This is a genomic window from Pannonibacter carbonis, assembly GCF_003012935.1.
GTDB lineage: Bacteria > Pseudomonadota > Alphaproteobacteria > Rhizobiales > Stappiaceae > Pannonibacter > Pannonibacter carbonis.
On the sequence record NZ_PUDR01000003.1, the window covers coordinates 301,610 to 318,238 of the forward strand.

The 16,629-nt window shown below is 65.4% G+C and carries 17 protein-coding genes; 8 read left to right on the forward strand and 9 right to left on the reverse strand.

The window, feature by feature from the left end:
- The first annotated feature begins 6 nt into the window (after positions 1-6).
- From C8348_RS05615 to C8348_RS05630, 4 genes are all read left to right on the forward strand, one after another.
- Complete coding sequence (locus C8348_RS05615; protein ID WP_106752290.1) at positions 7-1,341, forward strand: MATE family efflux transporter; 1,335 nt, start codon at positions 7-9, stop codon at positions 1,339-1,341.
- Between the two features lie 490 nt (positions 1,342-1,831).
- A complete protein-coding gene (locus tag C8348_RS05620; RefSeq protein WP_106752291.1) occupies positions 1,832-2,959 on the forward strand; it encodes an S-(hydroxymethyl)glutathione dehydrogenase/class III alcohol dehydrogenase in 1,128 nt (375 codons plus the stop codon).
- An 11-nt stretch (positions 2,960-2,970) separates the two neighbouring features.
- On the forward strand, positions 2,971-3,798 hold the full coding sequence (fghA, locus tag C8348_RS05625; protein ID WP_106752292.1) for an S-formylglutathione hydrolase: 828 nt from the start codon (positions 2,971-2,973) through the stop codon (positions 3,796-3,798).
- Between the two features lie 424 nt (positions 3,799-4,222).
- Positions 4,223-4,978, forward strand: a complete 756-nt coding sequence (locus tag C8348_RS05630; RefSeq protein WP_106752293.1) for an SDR family oxidoreductase — start codon at positions 4,223-4,225, stop codon at positions 4,976-4,978.
- A gap of 58 nt (positions 4,979-5,036) precedes the next feature.
- Here the strand turns inward: C8348_RS05630 and C8348_RS05635 are convergent, their stop codons facing one another.
- Positions 5,037-6,461, reverse strand: a complete 1,425-nt coding sequence (locus C8348_RS05635; protein WP_208983573.1) for a cytochrome P450 — start codon at positions 6,459-6,461, stop codon at positions 5,037-5,039.
- An 89-nt stretch (positions 6,462-6,550) separates the two neighbouring features.
- The gene (locus tag C8348_RS05640; RefSeq protein ID WP_106752294.1) at positions 6,551-6,958 is read right to left on the reverse strand and encodes a DUF423 domain-containing protein; all 408 of its coding nucleotides are present in this window, start codon (positions 6,956-6,958) and stop codon (positions 6,551-6,553) included.
- Positions 6,959-7,206: 248 nt separating this feature from the next.
- On the opposite strand from C8348_RS05640, the gene C8348_RS05645 reads away from it, so the two are divergent.
- Positions 7,207-8,037 carry a sulfite exporter TauE/SafE family protein gene (locus C8348_RS05645; RefSeq protein WP_106752295.1) on the forward strand — a complete coding sequence of 277 codons (831 nt, stop codon included), beginning with the start codon at positions 7,207-7,209 and terminating at the stop codon, positions 8,035-8,037.
- Positions 8,038-8,046: 9 nt separating this feature from the next.
- Here C8348_RS05645 and C8348_RS05650 read toward each other — a convergent pair whose 3' ends face one another.
- Genes C8348_RS05650 through C8348_RS05665 form a run of 4 tightly spaced genes read right to left on the reverse strand, consistent with a single transcriptional unit; the run spans position 8,047 to position 11,005 of the window.
- Positions 8,047-8,760: a retropepsin-like aspartic protease family protein gene (locus C8348_RS05650; protein ID WP_106752296.1), complete on the reverse strand. Its 714-nt coding sequence runs from the start codon at positions 8,758-8,760 to the stop codon at positions 8,047-8,049.
- Positions 8,757-8,948: a DUF1289 domain-containing protein gene (locus tag C8348_RS05655; protein ID WP_106752297.1), complete on the reverse strand. Its 192-nt coding sequence runs from the start codon at positions 8,946-8,948 to the stop codon at positions 8,757-8,759. The genes C8348_RS05650 and C8348_RS05655 overlap by 4 nt, the downstream gene beginning before the upstream one ends.
- A gap of 48 nt (positions 8,949-8,996) precedes the next feature.
- On the reverse strand, positions 8,997-10,181 hold the full coding sequence (locus C8348_RS05660) for an alpha/beta hydrolase (RefSeq protein WP_106752298.1): 1,185 nt from the start codon (positions 10,179-10,181) through the stop codon (positions 8,997-8,999).
- Positions 10,178-11,005, reverse strand: a complete 828-nt coding sequence (locus tag C8348_RS05665; RefSeq protein ID WP_106752299.1) for an adenosylcobinamide-GDP ribazoletransferase — start codon at positions 11,003-11,005, stop codon at positions 10,178-10,180. The genes C8348_RS05660 and C8348_RS05665 overlap by 4 nt, the downstream gene beginning before the upstream one ends.
- Before the next feature lie 115 nt (positions 11,006-11,120).
- Here C8348_RS05665 and cobT point away from each other — a divergent pair, with 115 nt between their 5' ends.
- Positions 11,121-12,152, forward strand: a complete 1,032-nt coding sequence (cobT, locus tag C8348_RS05670) for a nicotinate-nucleotide--dimethylbenzimidazole phosphoribosyltransferase (RefSeq protein ID WP_106752300.1) — start codon at positions 11,121-11,123, stop codon at positions 12,150-12,152.
- A 169-nt stretch (positions 12,153-12,321) separates the two neighbouring features.
- On the opposite strand, the gene C8348_RS05675 is transcribed toward cobT, so the two are convergent.
- A complete protein-coding gene (locus C8348_RS05675) occupies positions 12,322-14,367 on the reverse strand; it encodes a M3 family metallopeptidase (protein ID WP_106752301.1) in 2,046 nt (681 codons plus the stop codon).
- Positions 14,368-14,553: 186 nt separating this feature from the next.
- Between C8348_RS05675 and C8348_RS05680 the strand changes: the two genes are divergently transcribed.
- Positions 14,554-14,862, forward strand: coding sequence for a metalloregulator ArsR/SmtB family transcription factor (locus tag C8348_RS05680; RefSeq protein ID WP_106752302.1), 309 nt, complete (start codon positions 14,554-14,556; stop codon positions 14,860-14,862).
- Positions 14,859-15,536 (forward strand): SdpI family protein, encoded by a 678-nt coding sequence (locus C8348_RS05685; protein WP_106752303.1) that lies wholly within the window; start codon positions 14,859-14,861, stop codon positions 15,534-15,536. Before C8348_RS05680 ends, C8348_RS05685 begins: the two co-directional genes overlap by 4 nt.
- Positions 15,537-15,556: 20 nt before the next feature.
- Here the strand turns inward: C8348_RS05685 and C8348_RS05690 are convergent, their stop codons facing one another.
- Together C8348_RS05690 and C8348_RS05695 are read right to left on the reverse strand one after the other, a co-directional pair.
- A complete protein-coding gene (locus C8348_RS05690) occupies positions 15,557-15,961 on the reverse strand; it encodes a DUF2306 domain-containing protein (RefSeq protein WP_106752443.1) in 405 nt (134 codons plus the stop codon).
- A gap of 8 nt (positions 15,962-15,969) precedes the next feature.
- Entirely contained in the window at positions 15,970-16,581 is a 612-nt protein-coding gene (locus tag C8348_RS05695; RefSeq protein ID WP_106752304.1) for a pyridoxamine 5'-phosphate oxidase family protein, read from the reverse strand.
- Positions 16,582-16,629: the final 48 nt, after the last annotated feature.

Consider the following 16,629-nt stretch of genomic DNA (forward strand, 5'->3'; position numbering starts at 1 on the left):
CGCCCCATGGACAGCACGCGCATTCCCCGGACCTTCCTGATCTACACGCTGCCGGCCGTGGCGGCGCTGGTGGTTCAGGCGCTGAACATGATGATCGATGGCATCTTCATCGGTCACGTGATGGGCACGCCCGGCCTCGCTGGCATCTACATGGCCTGGCCACTGGTGGGCGTGGTGCTGGCGGTTGGCACCATGATCGGCATTGGCGGCGGGGCGCAGCTCTCCATGGCCAATGGCGCCGGCCGTCTGCCGCTGGCCCGGCGCTATCTCGGCCTGTCGCTTCTGCTGGTCGTGGTCCTCGGCCTCGTCGGCGGAATATTCCTGATCCTGTGCCGCGAGGCCTTCCTGTCGTTTCAGGGGGCCCCGGACGAGGTGGTCCGCCATGGCATGGATTACCTGTTCGTGCGCGGCCTTGGCGGCATCTCGGTCATGGGCGCCGCCGTCCTGCCGCTCTTGGTGCGCAACACCGGCGCGCCGGTCCGCGCCACGCTGGCCATGTTCGCCGGGGTGCTGGTCAATCTGGTGCTCGACTATGTCTTCATCGTCGAATTCGGCTGGGGCCTGTCGGGGGCGGCCGCGGCAACGGTTGCCGGTGAGGCGGTGTCGGACATCGCCTGCCTGTGGTTCCTGTTCGGCCGCCCGACGGCGCTCAGGCCGCGCCTCAAGGACTTCCGCATCCGGCTGGGACGGATCGCCCAGATCCTCGTCACCGGCTTCACCAGCATGATCATGTATCTCTACATGAGCTTCGTGATCATGCTGCACAATTACCTGTTCATGCGCTTCGGCTCGGAAGTGCAGGTCGCCGCCTTCGCCATCACCGACTATTACATGGCCTTCTACTACCTCCTGGGCGAAGGCATCTGCGGCGGCATGCAGCCGCTGGTGAGCTATTTCCACGGGGCAGGGGAGCGCCGGGCCGTGCTTGGAACCTTGCGTCTCGCCATGATGTCGATCTTCGGCCTCGGCTGTGCGCTGGTGGCGGCGCTGCTGATCGTGCCGGAGGTGTTCGTCGCCCTGTTCACCACCGGGGACCCGGTGCTGTCGGGCGCGGCGGAGCATGGCATCCGCCTGCATCTCTTCACGATGATGCTGGAAGGCCTCATCATCATCGTTGCTACCTACTTCCAGGCCATCGGCGACGCGCGCCGGGCCTTGATGATCGCAGCCGCCAACATGCTGGTGCAGCTGCCCTTCCTCGCCATCCTGCCCCGTTTCCTCGGCACCGATGGCATCTGGCTGGCGATCCCGGCGGCAAACCTGTTTCTCGCCCCGATCGTGCTGGTCATGCTGGCGCTGCATCTGCGCCGGCAGGACCGGCTGTTGCCAGCGCCGGCCTGATAGCGGCCTGACACTGGCCTGACGCTGGCCTGACACTGGCCTGACGCTGGCCTGACACTGGCCTGACGCTGGCCTGACACTGGCCTGACATTGGCAAGCCTTTGAATTCATCCCCAGCCTGTCGCATTTCGCGGCAGGTCGGGCGCTTGGCCGACAGCACGGGCTGGCCCTGCCGCGCATGGTTCGGCTATTGTCTCGACCAAACAGGCTTCAAAGGATCGTTGCGCAACTGGTGAGACCCTGGCCGGAATTCCGGTCTCCCCTCTCCGCCCTTGAGGGGGAGATGCCCCCGCTAGGGGGCAGAGGGGGGTAACGGCCGTTTCCAGGGTTGCAGTGTCGAGTATGCCGAGATGCAAATACCCCCCTCTGTCTGCTTCGCAGACATCTCCCCCTCAAGGGGGAGAGGGCGCTTGTGGATCCGCACATGCAAGACAGTTCATCAGCAGCCTGATAGATCTCCCATCCATTCCACTGAAAGAGGATCGACCCCATGGACGTTCGCGCCGCCATTGCCGTTGCCGCAGGCAAGCCGCTGGAAGTCACCACCGTGCAGCTGGAGGGCCCGCGTGCCTTTGAGGTGCTGGTCGAGATCAAGGCCACCGGCATCTGCCACACGGACGACTTCACCCTGTCCGGCGCCGATCCGGAAGGCATCTTCCCGGCGATCCTCGGCCATGAGGGCGCGGGCGTTGTGGTCGAAGTCGGCAAGGGCGTCACCAGCCTGAAGCCGGGCGATCACGTCATCCCGCTCTATACGCCCGAATGCCGCGAATGCCCGTCCTGCCTGTCGCGCAAGACCAACCTGTGCACCGCGATCCGCTCGACCCAGGGCCAGGGCGTGATGCCGGATGGCACCTCGCGCTTCAAGATCAACGGCGAGAAGGTGCACCACTACATGGGTTGCTCGACCTTCGCCAACTACACCGTCCTGCCGGAGATCGCGCTGGCCAAGGTCAACCCGGCCGCTGCCTTCGACAAGATCTGCTACATCGGCTGCGGCGTCACCACCGGCATCGGCGCGGTGATCAACACGGCCAAGGTGGAAATGGGCGCGACCGCCATCGTCTTCGGCCTCGGCGGCATCGGTCTCAATGTGATCCAGGGCCTGCGTCTGGCCGGCGCCGACATGATCATCGGCGTTGACCTCAACATCGACAAGAAGCCCTGGGGCGAGCGCTTCGGCATGACCCATTTCGTCAACCCGCTGGAAGTGGGCGAGGATCTGGTTCCCTATCTCGTCAACCTGACCAAGCGCGGTGCGGACCAGATTGGCGGCGCGGACTACACCTTCGACTGCACCGGCAACACCAAGGTGATGCGTCAGGCGCTGGAAGCCTCGCATCGCGGCTGGGGCAAGTCGGTGGTGATCGGCGTTGCCGGCGCCGGCCAGGAAATCTCCACCCGTCCGTTCCAGCTCGTCACCGGTCGCACCTGGATGGGCACCGCCTTCGGCGGCGCGCGCGGGCGCACCGACGTGCCGAAGATCGTCGACTGGTATCTCGACGGCAAGATCGAGATCGACCCGATGATCACCCATGTCATGCCGCTGGAAGACATCAACAAGGGCTTCGAGCTGATGCATTCGGGCGAATCGATCCGCTCGGTCGTGGTCTACTGAGGTCGCGCGTGATGAAGACCGTTTCCGAAAGCCGCAGCTTTGGCGGCGTGCAGGGCGTCTACAGCCATGACAGCGCGGCCTGCGGTGTGCCGATGACCTTCGCGGTCTACCTGCCGCCGCAGGCAAGCCGCGGCCCGGTGCCGTGCCTGTGGTATCTCTCGGGCCTCACCTGCACGCATGAGAATGCCATGACCAAGGCGGGGCTGCAGGCCCATGCGGCGGAGTTCGGGCTGGCGCTGGTGTTTCCCGACACCAGCCCGCGCGGCGAGGGCGTTGCCAATGACGCCGCCTATGACCTTGGCCAGGGCGCCGGCTTCTACGTCAATGCCACGGAGGCACCCTGGGCGCCGCATTTCCGGATGGAGGACTATATTGTCCAGGAGCTTCGGGATCTGGTCATGGCGACCTTCCCGGTCACGGACCTTCACGGCATCACGGGGCACTCCATGGGCGGGCATGGCGCCCTGACCCTGGCCATGCGTCACCCGGAGCTGTACCGGACACTGTCGGCCTTCGCCCCGATTGCCCATCCGACCGCATCGACCTGGGGGCGCAAGCAACTTGGTGCCTATCTCGGCCCCGATGAGACGCAATGGCAGGAGCACGATGCCGCGCTGTTGCTGGCTGCCAGAGGCTGGAAAGGGGAGATGCTGGTCGATCAGGGGCTTGGAGACCAGTTCCTCGACCTCCTGAAGCCGGAGGCGCTGGCCACGGCCCTTGCCACCACCCGCACTGCCGGAACCCTTCGGCTGCAGGCCGGCTATGACCATTCCTACAACTTCGTCGCCACCTTCGCCCGCGATCATGTCGCCTGGCACGCCGAGCGGCTGAAGGACTAAGACGGGGTGGAGGACAGAAGGGGGCTGGCCAGCGGGAGGGACTGAACCGCTGACAAGCCTCCTATGGTCCGCATCCCGTTCGGCGTCACCCCGGCCAAGCGCAGCGCGAGCCGGGGCCTACTCGTTCCCAGAGCTGTGACGATCGCACGCCGTTGCCACTGCTGACTTTGCAGCCCCGCGAGCCTCTCTGACCCTCTGCAAACGAGTAGGCCCCGGGTCTCCGCTTCGCTGCGCCCGGGGTGACGCCCGAGTGGGTGGCTGCTGTTCCCGTACCCAGCGAGCCAACAGCCACCTGACCACCCGAAACCCGATCAAAGTCACAAAAAACAACAGAAAAACAAAGCCTTGCCGCTCGCGTTTCGGGTCGAGTCGCTAAGGGGCGCCGCATAAGGTCCGCCGGTATTCCCAACCGGAGACCGGACACATGCAACTCACCGACAAGGTCATCATCCTCACTGGAGCCAGCAGCGGCATTGGCGCGGCAGCCGCACGGCTCTTTGCGGCACGCGGGGCAAAACTTGTCCTCGGCGCGCGGCGCCGCGAACGGCTGGAGGCGCTCGCCGCCGAGGTCACGGCCGCCGGCGGTCAGGCCGTCAGCGTGGCGGGCGACGTTGCAGAGGACGCCCATGCCGAGGCGCTGGTGGCTGCGGCAGTCGCCACCTATGGCCGCCTCGACGGGGCCTTCAACAACGCCGGCATCGTCGGTGACATGGTTCCCCTGCCGCAGATGACCACGGAGAACTGGAACCGGGTGCTGGAGGTCAACCTGACCAGCGCCTTCCATCTCGCCCGCCACCAGATCCCGGCGATGCTGGCCAATGGCGGCAAGGGATCGATTGTCTTCACGTCGACCTTTGTCGGTCACGGCATCGGACTTCCCGGCATGGCGGCCTATGCGGCGGCGAAGTCCGGCCTGATCGGCCTGACGCAGGTTCTTGCTGCAGAGCACGGACCGGCGGGCTTGCGGGTCAATGCGCTGCTGCCGGGCGGAACCATGACGGAAATGGCGCCGAGCGATGCCGGCGCGCTCAAATGGATTGCAGGCCTGCATGCCCTGAAGCGCATCGCGGAGCCGGAGGAAATCGCCGCCGCCGCCGCGTTCCTTCTCAGCGACGACGCGTCCTTCGTCACCGGTTCGGCCATGTTCGCCGATGGCGGCAATTCCATCTGCAAGACGTAACAACGACGGTCGGGGCGACATCCTGTTGCCCCGTCAGCGGCGCTTGATAAACCTGCCCTCAGCCCCTCCGGGTCAGGATCATCGGCAGGCTGTCGCCGGGGCGCAGGGTCAGGCGACAGGCCGGCTGGACATCGGTTCCCGGCTTCAGCTGCAGGTCAAAGCCCTGGGCCAGGATGGCCAGGCTGAGGATTGCCTCGGTCATGCCGAACTGCAGGCCGGCGCAGATGCGCGGCCCGATTGAGAACGGCACATAGCCATACTTGGACGGGCGGGCTGCGGCTCCGGGCAGGAACCGGTCCGGGTTGAACGCATCCGCGTCTTCCCACAGCAGCGGATTGCGGTGCAGAAGCCAGGGAACGACCATCAGGATCGTGCCCTTCGGCAGCTTGCGGCTGCCGACCATCACGTCGTCCATGGCCTCGCGGGCAAGGATCGGCACCGGTGGGTACAGGCGGAGCGATTCCTCGATGATCGCCTTGGTGTAGGGCAGGCGGGCAACATCGCGGAACGTCGGGGTTGCACCGGCCAGAACCGTGTCGAGTTCCTCGTGCAGCCGGGCGCGCACGCGCGGGGACTGGGACAGCAGGAACCAGGTCCAGGCGAGTGTATTGGCAGTCGTCTCGTGCCCGGCCATGAAAATAACGGCCGCCTCGTTGCGGATGGCCTCGCGGGTCAGCGGCTTGCCGTCTTCATCGCGGGCCTCCAGCAAGCCGCCTATCACCGACGCTTCGCCGTTATCCTTCTGTGCCTGGTAGCTGTCGATGATCTCGTCCAGAACGCCGAGGATCCGTTTTGTGGCGCTGCGCACCGCCGGCTTGCGGAACCGGGGCAGCCATTCCGGCAGGCCCAGCATGGCCGGAAGGTCGACCTGGTCGATGTGGCGCTGGTACTCGGAAAAGCCTTCGACGACTTCATGGGCGTAGTTCTTGCCGAGCTGACGGCCAAAAATCGTCCGGCAGATGATCTCCGCCGTCAGATGCGCCATGTCGGCCAGGGCGTCGATTTCGGCGCCGTCGCCCCGGTTGGCCCAGGTCTCGCGCTGTTCCTTGATCGTGTCGATCATGATCGGGGCAAAGCCCGGGACACGCGAGCCATGGATGATCGGCGCGACAACCTTGCGCCGGCGCGCCCAGGTCTCGCTGTCGGAAATGAACAGTCCGTCGCCAATCAGCGGGGCAAGCGCATGCCGCATCTGCGGGCTCTTGCGCTGCAACTCGACATGGTGTGCCTGGAAGGCTTCCTGCACCACGTCAGGGCTGTTGCAGATGACCATCATCCGCCGCAGCACCTGCTGCGTCATCATGCGCGACGAAAAGTTGCCCCTCGTCCAGATCGACAGGAAGTTGCGGCGGGCAAGGCCCATCAGTTCAAGGATCGGCGGGGTCCGCTCATGGCGGAAGGGGAACGGGGGAATAAAGTCCGCCGGCCAGCCGCCAACAATCGGGTCGGCTTGGGCGGTGGATACAGGAGCACTCTGGTCCAAGATCAGTCCTCGGAATGGCGCGCGATGGGAGGAGGGGCGCTGCCGATTGGCGCCTCTTTACTCCATCTTGCGCCGCAGCAATACGGCAATTATTCCGTCAGGCGCGGTCGAACGAGCACAGCCGACAGGGCCGTTGCCGCCCAGCCGACGATCAGCAGCATTCCTCCGGTCGGCGCGGCCATCGGGAACAGGCGCGCATCGCGCAAGGCGCGGCTCGCCAGATCGCCGCAGAACAGCATGAGGCCGATGCCGATCAGCGCAAGTGCCAGCGGCAACAGCGGCACACGGCGAACCTGCGCCAGGGCAGCCAGCGCGAGGAACGCCGGGGCATGGAACATCAGCATGTCCGCGGCCGTCGCCAGAAGTCCGGTTGTATCGACATGTGCAGCCAGCGCCGACAAGGCGACCCCCAAGGCACCGCTGACCCCGCCCATGATCAGGCCGATGCGAAACAGGGGAACGGTGGCCGACGGTGTCGGGGTCTGAAGCTTGATCATGGCAGGTTGTCCGGTTCTGGCAATGTCCGGTCAGATGGGGGATCTGATGTCCGGCAAGATGCGGCGATCTTAGCCGAAGTCGACCGGACGGGTAGGGGCAAACCGTCGCAACCCTGGCCCATGCCTGACCTCTCGTGCTGACGGTCAGGCTTGTCATCCATCCTTCAAGCCACGTGACAGGACAGATTGCCTATGGCAGCAAGGGGCTACGTCCTGCCAATTGCCCGTCCGGGCCAGAGTGCATTTTCATGACCCCTGATCTGCTGTCTTTCGAAACCCTTGGTCTTGTGCTGGCGCTGATGGCGGCCGGCGGCATTGCCGGCCTGCTGGCGGGCCTCTTTGGAATTGGAGGAGGCGCGGTGCTTGTTCCTGTCCTCTATCAGTTCCTGGTGCTGCTCGGTGTCGATGAAAGCGTCCGCATGCATGTGTCGGTTGCCACGTCGCTCGGGATCATCGTGCCGACGTCACTGCGCTCGTATCTGTCGCATCGCGCCCGAGGGGCGGTCGATGAGGCGCTGCTGAAAAGCTGGCTGATTCCGCTGTCGCTGGGCGTCGCTCTTGCCGCCATCGTGGCCGCCCATGTCTCCGGTGACGGACTGAAGGGCATCTTTGCCGTGATCGCGCTTCTTGTCGGTCTGCGGATGCTGTTCAACCGGGCAAGCTGGCGCCTTGGCGACGACATCCCGGGCTTTCCGATCCGTCCGCTGTGCGGTGCCCTGATCGGTTTCCTGTCGACGTTGATGGGAATTGGCGGCGGCGTGATGAACAACACCTTCATGACGCTGTACGGGCGGCCGATCCATCAGGCGGTTGCAACCTCTGCCGGCGTTGGCGTGCTCATTTCGGTGCCGGGTGTAATCGGGATGATCTGGGCAGGCTGGGGGGCGGAGCATCTGCCGCCGTTTTCGCTGGGTTACGTCAGCCTGCCGGGGATTGCGCTCATCATCCCGGTGTCGACACTTGCCGCGCCGATCGGGGTGCGCATGGCCCACGCCTGGCCCAAGCGCCGGCTGGAGCTTGGATTTGGCATCTTCCTGCTGATTGTCGCCGCGCGCTTTGCCTTCAGCCTGTTTGACTAGGCAACCAACTCAGGGATTGAGGACCAGGCGGTCGCCCTCGACCGTCCAGCTGCGCAGGCGGGAGAGGGCGCTCATGCCAAGAAGGCTGGTTTCGAGACTTCCCGGCTGGGCGATGAAGCTGCGGACATCGCCGAGCCGGATATCGGCCAGGCGCAGATCCTCGATCCTGGCCGGGGCAACCATTGTGCGGCCATTGGCAGTGGAGACCGGCACACTATAGACCAGCGCGCTGACGTCGATCCCGGCGCGTGCCGCGTCGTCGTGGGTCAAGACCACGGCGGACGCGCCGGTATCGACCATAAACCGGATTTGCGCGCCGTTGGCCGCTGCCTCGATCTGGAAGTGGCCGCTCGGGTCGCGCACCACCATGACGCTGCCATCGCCCTGGCTGACGGCCATGCCGGGGGCGAGAGCCCCCAGAACCCGGTAGCCGACGCCGGCCAGCTCAAAGCGGTAGGTGTAGCCGGCCACCAGAACCAGGCCGAGCGTGCCCCAGGTGGCGACAGCCGTGAGAACCTCGCGAAGGCGCGGGGGGCCGAACACGAGGCTGGCCAGCATGACAAAGGCAATCGCCGACAGGGCGACGATGCGTGGCCCCTCATCATCGGCGGTGAAGGTCTCGTCGATGGGGCCGATATCGAAAAAGTAGGCCAGCAGACCGCCTGCCATGGCGACCAGCAGCGCGCCGACGACAAGGCCGCGCAGAATCGCCTTGGCATTCATTGGCTGGTCTCCACGGCTGCGCCCCGCGCCATCCGCTGGTCAAGCTCGCGCATGATTGTGCGGCGGTTGTCCGGCGTCATGGTGCTCCATGCGACGATCTCGTCGAGCGTACGGGCACAGCCCCGGCAGAGGCCGGAGACAGGATCCATGACACAGATGTGGACACAGGGACTTTCCATGCTTGCCATGTAAGGGGATCCGGACGGAACACAAGGGGATGGTGAGCAGGGAGCCGTTCAGCGGCCTCCGGTCACCAGCAGGATGGGAGCGGTGACAAGAGTCACGGGCAGGGTTACGGCAACTTGCACGGTGCTGCTGACAAAGGAGCCGAGGTCCTTGCCGGCGGCTCCCAGGCTGCCGGCCGCGTCATTGCCGGAGACGGTCAGCTTGTCCTTTTGCAAGACCTCCGTCAGCCGCGGAGCGATGGAGGCGAAGGCGGCAAACTTGGAATGACGGGCAGAATCCGGGCCTTCCAGATTGGTCAGGTCGATCACAACTGCGCCAAGTGCGGCGAGTTCCGCGTCGTCGCCATAGCGGCCGACCCGGTCCTTGCCACCAGCGATGATGCTGGACACGTTGAGCGCCCGGTCATCCTTGGACAGCAAAAGGATGATTGGCGGGTCGAGACGGCCGATGCGGCGCATCTGGTCCTTGAACACATCGACATCAATATCTGGTGCGGCCAGAACGATGCGCTTCAGTTTCTGTGACAGCTTCTTGCGCCGCTCCGGTGGCATCTGGCGCAGGGTCTCCATCATCAGCCAGGTGCCCATCGAATGGGCGAGTACGTTGACCTCGCGGGCGCCGCTGTTGGCCAGGTCCTCCAGCGTCTGCTCCAGCTCGTCGCGGGCAACGGCAGCGCTGTTGAGGTCATAGACATAGTCGGTGAGGTCACCGCGCGAGGCCCAGGTGAACAGCACTGGCACGCCGGGCGCATCGGAATCGTGCATCACCTGGGCAAAGCGGTAGACGCCCTCGGCAAACAGGGTGTTGTAGCCGTGGATGAACAGGAACACCTGCCGATCCTTGGGCTGGCGGGCGGCCAGTTCGCGGCGGACGGCGGCACGGAAGCCGTTATCGCCGTTCAGATAGCTGGCCTTGCGCGTGACCATGTGGCGAGCCGGGTCGCCAGGCATGCTGTCTGGCCATTCGATCTGGCCGGACGCGTGGTTCGGAGGGATGGAAATGGCAATTTCCGCAAAGTCGCGCTGGTTGGCCCGCTCGCCGGAAAACAGGGTGCCCGGCACGTCAGAACGGCTGCGGGTTGTTACCACGAGCAGGTTTTCGACCGAGGCTCCTTCTGCGGCGACGGTGTTGGGCTCTAGCGCACCAGTCACAGGGCGGCTGCCGCACCCTGCGAGCAGTGCTGCCGTGATGGCAAGGGCAGCAAACCGGACGAGATACTTACCCAGCTGTGTCATGCCAGCACCAGAACTCCCAACAGGAACGCCAGCGCTGACAGCTGCTGCACGGCGCCGATCACGTCGCCGGTGAAGCCGCCAATCTTAGCCCACGCCAACCGGCCTGCAGCATGCGCTGCCAGTGCGCCGGCGGCAAGCCCGCAGACGAGTGACAAAAACGGAAGCACAAAGACGAGCGGAAGCAGCACGAGCGCTGTGAGGCCCAAGCCGTTCAGAACTGCGTCCATGCCCGGAATTCCGAAGCGCGCGGCAAGCCCGTCGGGACGGGCAGACGGAAGCTGGGCCCATTGCCACAGGCACAGCAGTCGCGACACCGCTTCCATCCCGATCAGCAGCAGCAGGCTGCCCACAACGCCGAAGCGCTCCGGCAGGGCAGCCAGCAGCGCCACCTTCAGGATCAGCGACAGCGCCAGCGCAATGGCGGCGAAGGCCCCGATGCGGCTGTCCTTCATGATCTCCAGCCGCCGCTCGCGCGTCGCGCCGCCGAAGAACCCATCGGCGATATCGCCAAGGCCGTCCTCGTGCAGCGCCCCAGTTAGTGCAATCAGGCTGGCCAGAACCAGCGCTGCACTGGCCATCGGCGGCAGGGCGGTCATTTGCAGCACCAGCCAGAGCAGGGCCGGACCGGTTGCCAGCACGGCGCCAGCCAGCGGCATGGCGCGTGCGATCACCCGGAAGTCCGGCGCAGCGGCCGGATCATCCAGCGGTCCCACGCTTGGCACCGGCAACCTCGTAAAGAAGCGCAGGCAGGCGGCCGTGTCGGCGGCCAGCCGAGCCAGAGCCGGGGGGACGGGCAAGCCGCCGCCCGTGTCGTTCTGCTGCATGGAACTGTCGCCTGTCCTGGTTGTCTTTTGTCTGTCGAGGGTTATAGAACGGCTGACCCCGCGCCGCCAATCGGGTGAGCGCCCATGATCCCAGCCCGTCCGGAGCCTAGCCGCGATGTCCCTTTCCGAATCTGCCCTGCCGTTTGACGACATCCGCAATCTGGTCGCCCAGATGCCCGGACCGGATGAGGCAGCTGTTGCTGCCGTGCGCGCCCGCGATGCCGAACTGACCAAGCCGGCCGGCTCGCTCGGCAAGCTGGAAGAGATCGCCGAGTGGCTCGCTGCCTGGTCGGGCAAGGCGCCGCCGAAGATCACCCGGCCGCTGGTCGCGATCTTTGCCACCAATCACGGCATCGCCGACAAGGGCGTCTCCGCCTTCCCGCAGAGCGTGACCCGGCAGATGCTGGAGAACTTCGCGGCTGGCGGGGCAGCGATCAACCAGATCTGCATCGCCAATGACCTCGGCCTCAAGGTCTTCGATCTCGCCATCGACATGCCGACGCCGTCCATCGACGACGAGGACGCGCTGGACGAGCCCAACTGCGCCGCCACCATGGCCTATGGCATGGAAGCGGTGGCCGGCGGCACGGACCTGCTCTGCCTTGGCGAGATGGGCATCGGCAACACCACCATCGCGGCGGCCGTGTTCAACGGTCTCTTCGGCGGCACGGCGGCTGACTGGGTCGGACCGGGTACCGGCGTGGACACCGCGGGCCTGGAGCGCAAGCGCGTCGCCGTTGAAAAGGCCGTCGCCCGGCTCGGCAGCGCCGCGAATGATCCGCTGGAAGTGCTGCGCAAGGTCGGCGGGCGCGAGATTGCCGCCATGGCCGGAGCCATCCTCGCCGCGCGTCTGCAGCGCACGCCGGTCATTGTCGACGGTTTCGTCACCACGGCGGCAGCGGCCGTGCTCTACAAGATGGACCCGGGCGCGCTCGACCACTGCCTGTTCGGCCATGTCTCGGCCGAGCCGGCGCACCGCCGGGCCCTGGCGGCCATGAACAAGACCGCGCTGTTCGATTTCGGCATGCGTCTCGGCGAGGGCACCGGTGCGGCACTTGCCGCCGGCATCGTCAAGGCTGCTGCCAGCGTGCACGCCGGCATGGCGACCTTCGCCTCGGCCGGCGTGTCGGGCAAGGACGCCGGCTGAGCGGAGACGGCATCGGCCCCGTCTCGGAGGTCATCCCCGCCTTGTGCGGGGATCGCGCCCCGCACGCAGGACAACGTAAGCCAGCCGCCAGGGTCTCTGACATTTGGATCCCCGCACGAGGCGGGGATGACCGTTGCGGGGAGGAGAGGTTCGCGGCGACCCCGCTGCCTCACGCGGCCTTGAGGCCGCGCTTTTCCAGAAGGGCGTTGATGTCCGGGCCGCGGCCACGGAAGGCCTTGTAGGCGGCGTCCGGGTCCTGGCGGCCGCCGGCGGAATAGATGTGGCGGTAGAGTTTTTCCGCCGTCGCCGGATCGAACACGTTGCCGGTTTCCTCGAAGGCGCTGAAGGCGTCCGCGTCCATCACCTCCGACCACATGTAGCTGTAGTAGCCGGAGGAATAGCCCTCGCCGGCAAAGGCATGGGCGAAATGCGGCAGCCGGTGGCGCATGGTGATCTCCGACGGCATGCCGAGATCCTTGAGGACTGACGCCTCATAGGCGGTCACGTCGATGCCGGACGGATCCGGCATCTCGTGCAGGGCGAGGTCGATCAGCGCGCAGGCCGTGTATTCGACCGTTGCGAAACCCTGGTTGAAATTGCGCGCGCCGAGCACCTTGTCGAGCAGGGCCTTCGGCATCGGCTCGCCGGTCTTGTAATGCACGGCAAAGCGCGACAGCACCTCCGGCTGGCTCAGCCAGTGCTCGTAGAGCTGCGAGGGCAGTTCGACGAAGTCCCGCGCCACGCTGGTGCCGGAGATCATCGGATAGGTGACATCGGACAGGAGCCCGTGCAGGCCGTGACCGAATTCGTGGAACAGGGTGCGGGCGTCATCGAAGGTGAGGAGCGCCGGTTCCCCGTCCGCGCCCTTCGAGAAGTTCATCACGTTGACGATGATCGGGCGAACCTCGCCGTCCAGCTTGTGCTGCGCGCGGAAGGCGCTCATCCAGGCGCCGGAGCGCTTGGAGGAGCGGGCAAAATAGTCGCCGAGGAACAGGCCGACGTGATTGCCCTGGGCATCGCTCACCTCGAAGACGCGCACGTCCGGATGATAGACGGGCAGACCGTGCTTTTCCTCAAAGCGCAGGCCGAACAGGCGGGTCGCGGTGTCGAAGGCGGCTTCGATGATCTTGTCCAGCCGCAGATAGGGCTTCAGCTCGGTTTCATCGAGGTCATGATCGCGCTTGCGCACCTTCTCGGCATAATGACGCCAGTCCCAGGGGGCGATGGCGGCGTTGTTGCCTTCCGCCCGAGCGACCTCGGCGAGCTTGTCGGCTTCCTCGCGCGCGCGTTCCACGGCCGGACCCCAGACACGGGTCAGCAGGCCGCGCACCGCATCCGGCGTCTTGGCCATGGCATCATCAAGCTTGTAGGCGGCGTAGCTCGGGTAGCCGAGCAGGTGGGCGCGTTCGGCCCTGAGGGCCAGCGTCTCGGCAATGATACCGCGGTTGTCTGTCGGACCCTCAGCCTCGCCGCGCGCGGACCATGCCTTGAACGCCTCCTCGCGCAAGGCGCGGTTGGTGGAGAACTGCAGGAACGGCTCGATCGAGGAGCGCGACAGGGTGATGACATGCTTGCCTTCCAGCCCGCGCTCCTTCGCGGCGGCTGCGGCGGCCGCGAGCAGGAAATCCGGCAGGCCGGCCCGGTCTTCCTCGGTCTCGAGCACGAGCTGATAGTCGGATTCGTCCTTGAGCACGTTCTGCGCAAACTGGGTGCCAAGGGTCGCCAGCCGCTGGCTGATCCCGGCCATGCGGGCCTTGGCCGCATCGTCGAGCCTTGCTCCGGCGCGGGTGAACATCAGCTGGTAGCGCTCCAGCACCCGGGCCTGTTCCGGGGTGAGGTCAAGCCCGGCGCGCTGGTCCCAAAGCGCAAACACGCGCGCGGCGAGCCTCGGGTTGAGCAACGTCTCTGACCCATGCAACGAGAGCTTCGGCGCCATCTCGCGCTCGATTGCCTGCAGATCCGGGTTCGTGTGTGCGCCGGTGAGATTGTAGAACGTCCGCGAGACCCTGGTCAGCGCCTCGCCGCTCGTCTCCATGGCGCGGATCGTGTTGTCGAAGGTCGGCGCGTCGGCCTGTCCGGCAATGGCGTCGATGTCAGCCCGGGCCTCGGCCATGGCGATGTCGAAGGCTGCGACATAGTCCTGCGGCCGGATGTCAGCGAACGGGGGCAGGCCGAACGGCGTGGACCAGGCAGAAAGCAGCGGGTTGTCGGACATGGGTCAAAACACCTTGGATGGCGAAAAGGCAGGGCGGGAGATGGCTGCTGTCAGCCATCCGTTTCCTATCCTGTCATATGGGCAAGCCGTTGCCACTTTCCAAATGCTCTGACCGGGTGTCGATCCAGAGTTTAGACTTGTCTTTAATTAGAAGATTGTCTAATTAGAGATCCAAGAGGAGCCCGCATGGCATTCAACCAGGTGTTCGAGGCGCTTGCCCATCCGGTGAGACGCGAGATTCTGGCCCGGCTCAGATCCGGACCCTTGTCGGCGGGAGACCTTGCCGACGGGTTCGATCTGACGAAGCCTTCGATGTCCGTCCATTTCAAGAAGCTGCGCGAGGCGGATCTGGTGTCTGTCGAACGGCAGGGAACGAGCCTGATCTATCAGCTCAACATGTCGTTGCTGGAAGAGGCGCTGGCGGGTGTCCTGACGTTGACGGATGGCAGAGGTGCGGCCGACGGCGGCACCTCAACAAAAGGAAAGCACGAATGAGCGAGCATCCGAGCCTGATGGCTGACACATCCCGCCCCGAAGCGCTTGGGGCGGCCGGATTTGTGGGGCTGGGCCTGATTGCTGGCCTGACCCTGGCAGGGTTCCTGTTGCTGCCGGCCGAAACATCCCTGCCGGTGCATTTCGATCTGAGCGGTGAGGCGGATTCGTTTCTCGGTCGGGACATCGCCTTGCTGCTGCTGCCTGCAATCAGCCTGATCCTGACGATTGGTGCCATGGCGCTGACGCGGCTTGCCCCAGTTGCAGCGGTGAAGGCAGGGCGGGCGACCATGGCGGTGGCCGTCGTCGGCGTGATCTGGCTGTTTGCCCTGTGTCAGGCCATCATCCTCTCCGCCGGCTCAGGGCTTGAAGTGAATGTGCCGCGCCTGATCTGCGTCGCGCTGGGCCTGTTCCTGATGCTGCTTGGCAATGTCCTGCCGAAAACCCGGCCCAATCCTTATGCCGGGCTGAGAACGCCGGCCACGCTGCGTGACCCGGCCATCTGGCGCAAGGCAAACCGCTTTGCCGGGATCGCCTTTGCGCTCAGCGGCGCTGTGTTGATTGTCATCGCTGCCATGACCTGGGAAGGCCGTCTGCTTGGCCCTGCCTTGCTCGGCGCAGCAATCTTGCCGGCAGTCGTCAGCCTTGTTTTTGTCTTCGGGCTGTCGAAGCGCTGAAGCCAAACGGATTGTCAGTTTCAGTCCGAGGGACCGAACACGACCTGATACATCAACCGGCCGGGGTAGAACGTGAAGATCCCGGCCACCAGCAGCGCCCAGAGCATGTATCCCTTCATGGCCTTGGCGTGGCTTGTGATCCGCCCTTTGCGCGCGGCCCACACGGCCATCGGCACACCGATCAGGGTGACCACCGAGAGGATATGGATCGGGCTGAAGGGGCCGATCATGCGGATGCCGTGGATGAACAGGCTGGAGCCGGCGACCCACAGCATCAGGAACGCCCAGAGATAGCCGAGCGAGCGGTGGGGCAGGGTGCCCTTGGGAGCTGCGAACTGAACAACGCCCAGAACGGCAGCAGCTATGGCGGCAAAGGCGTGGGTGTAGACCACAGGTCCGGCGGCAAGCAGAGGCTCAAGCGACATGGTCGGCCTCACCACATGGAAGCGGCTGCGCGGACGGGCCATTCCTCGTCATAAGGCTTGCCGCCAATCGTGCCATTCGACAGGTCGGCGAGGATGTCGCCAGGCGTCGGAAGTGTCTTCGGGTCAACCTTCGCAGCCTCGTCCCACAGGCCGGCGCGGATGATGGCGCGGGCACACTGGAAGTAGATGGTCTCGATGGTGATGATGATGGCCGAGCGCGGTTCCTTGCCCTCCATCGCAAGGCGGGCCAGCAGGGCCGGATCGACACTGACGACGGCCTTGCCGTTGACGCGCAGCGCGTTGCCGGAGCCGGGGATCAGGAACATCAGCGCCACGCGCGGGTCACGCACGATGTTGCGCAGCGAATCGATGCGGTTGTTGCCGCGCCGGTCGGGCATGATCAGCGTCGTGTCGTTCTCGATGACGACGCACATGCCCTTGTCGCCCCGCGGAGAACAGTCGAGCCCTTCGGGACCGCTGGTGGCCAGCGCGCAGAAGGGCGCTGCCTCCATCATCCGGCGATACATTGGCGTCAGGCGCGGGCTTTCCTTGACGGTGGAGGTGGGGCCGGTCGTGCCATAGATGGCTTCGAGCTGATCAACGCTGTTCAGGATGGTCATGGCGAGGGGGCAATCCGGAAGGAGGGCAATGCCAAAAAACCGTAGTCC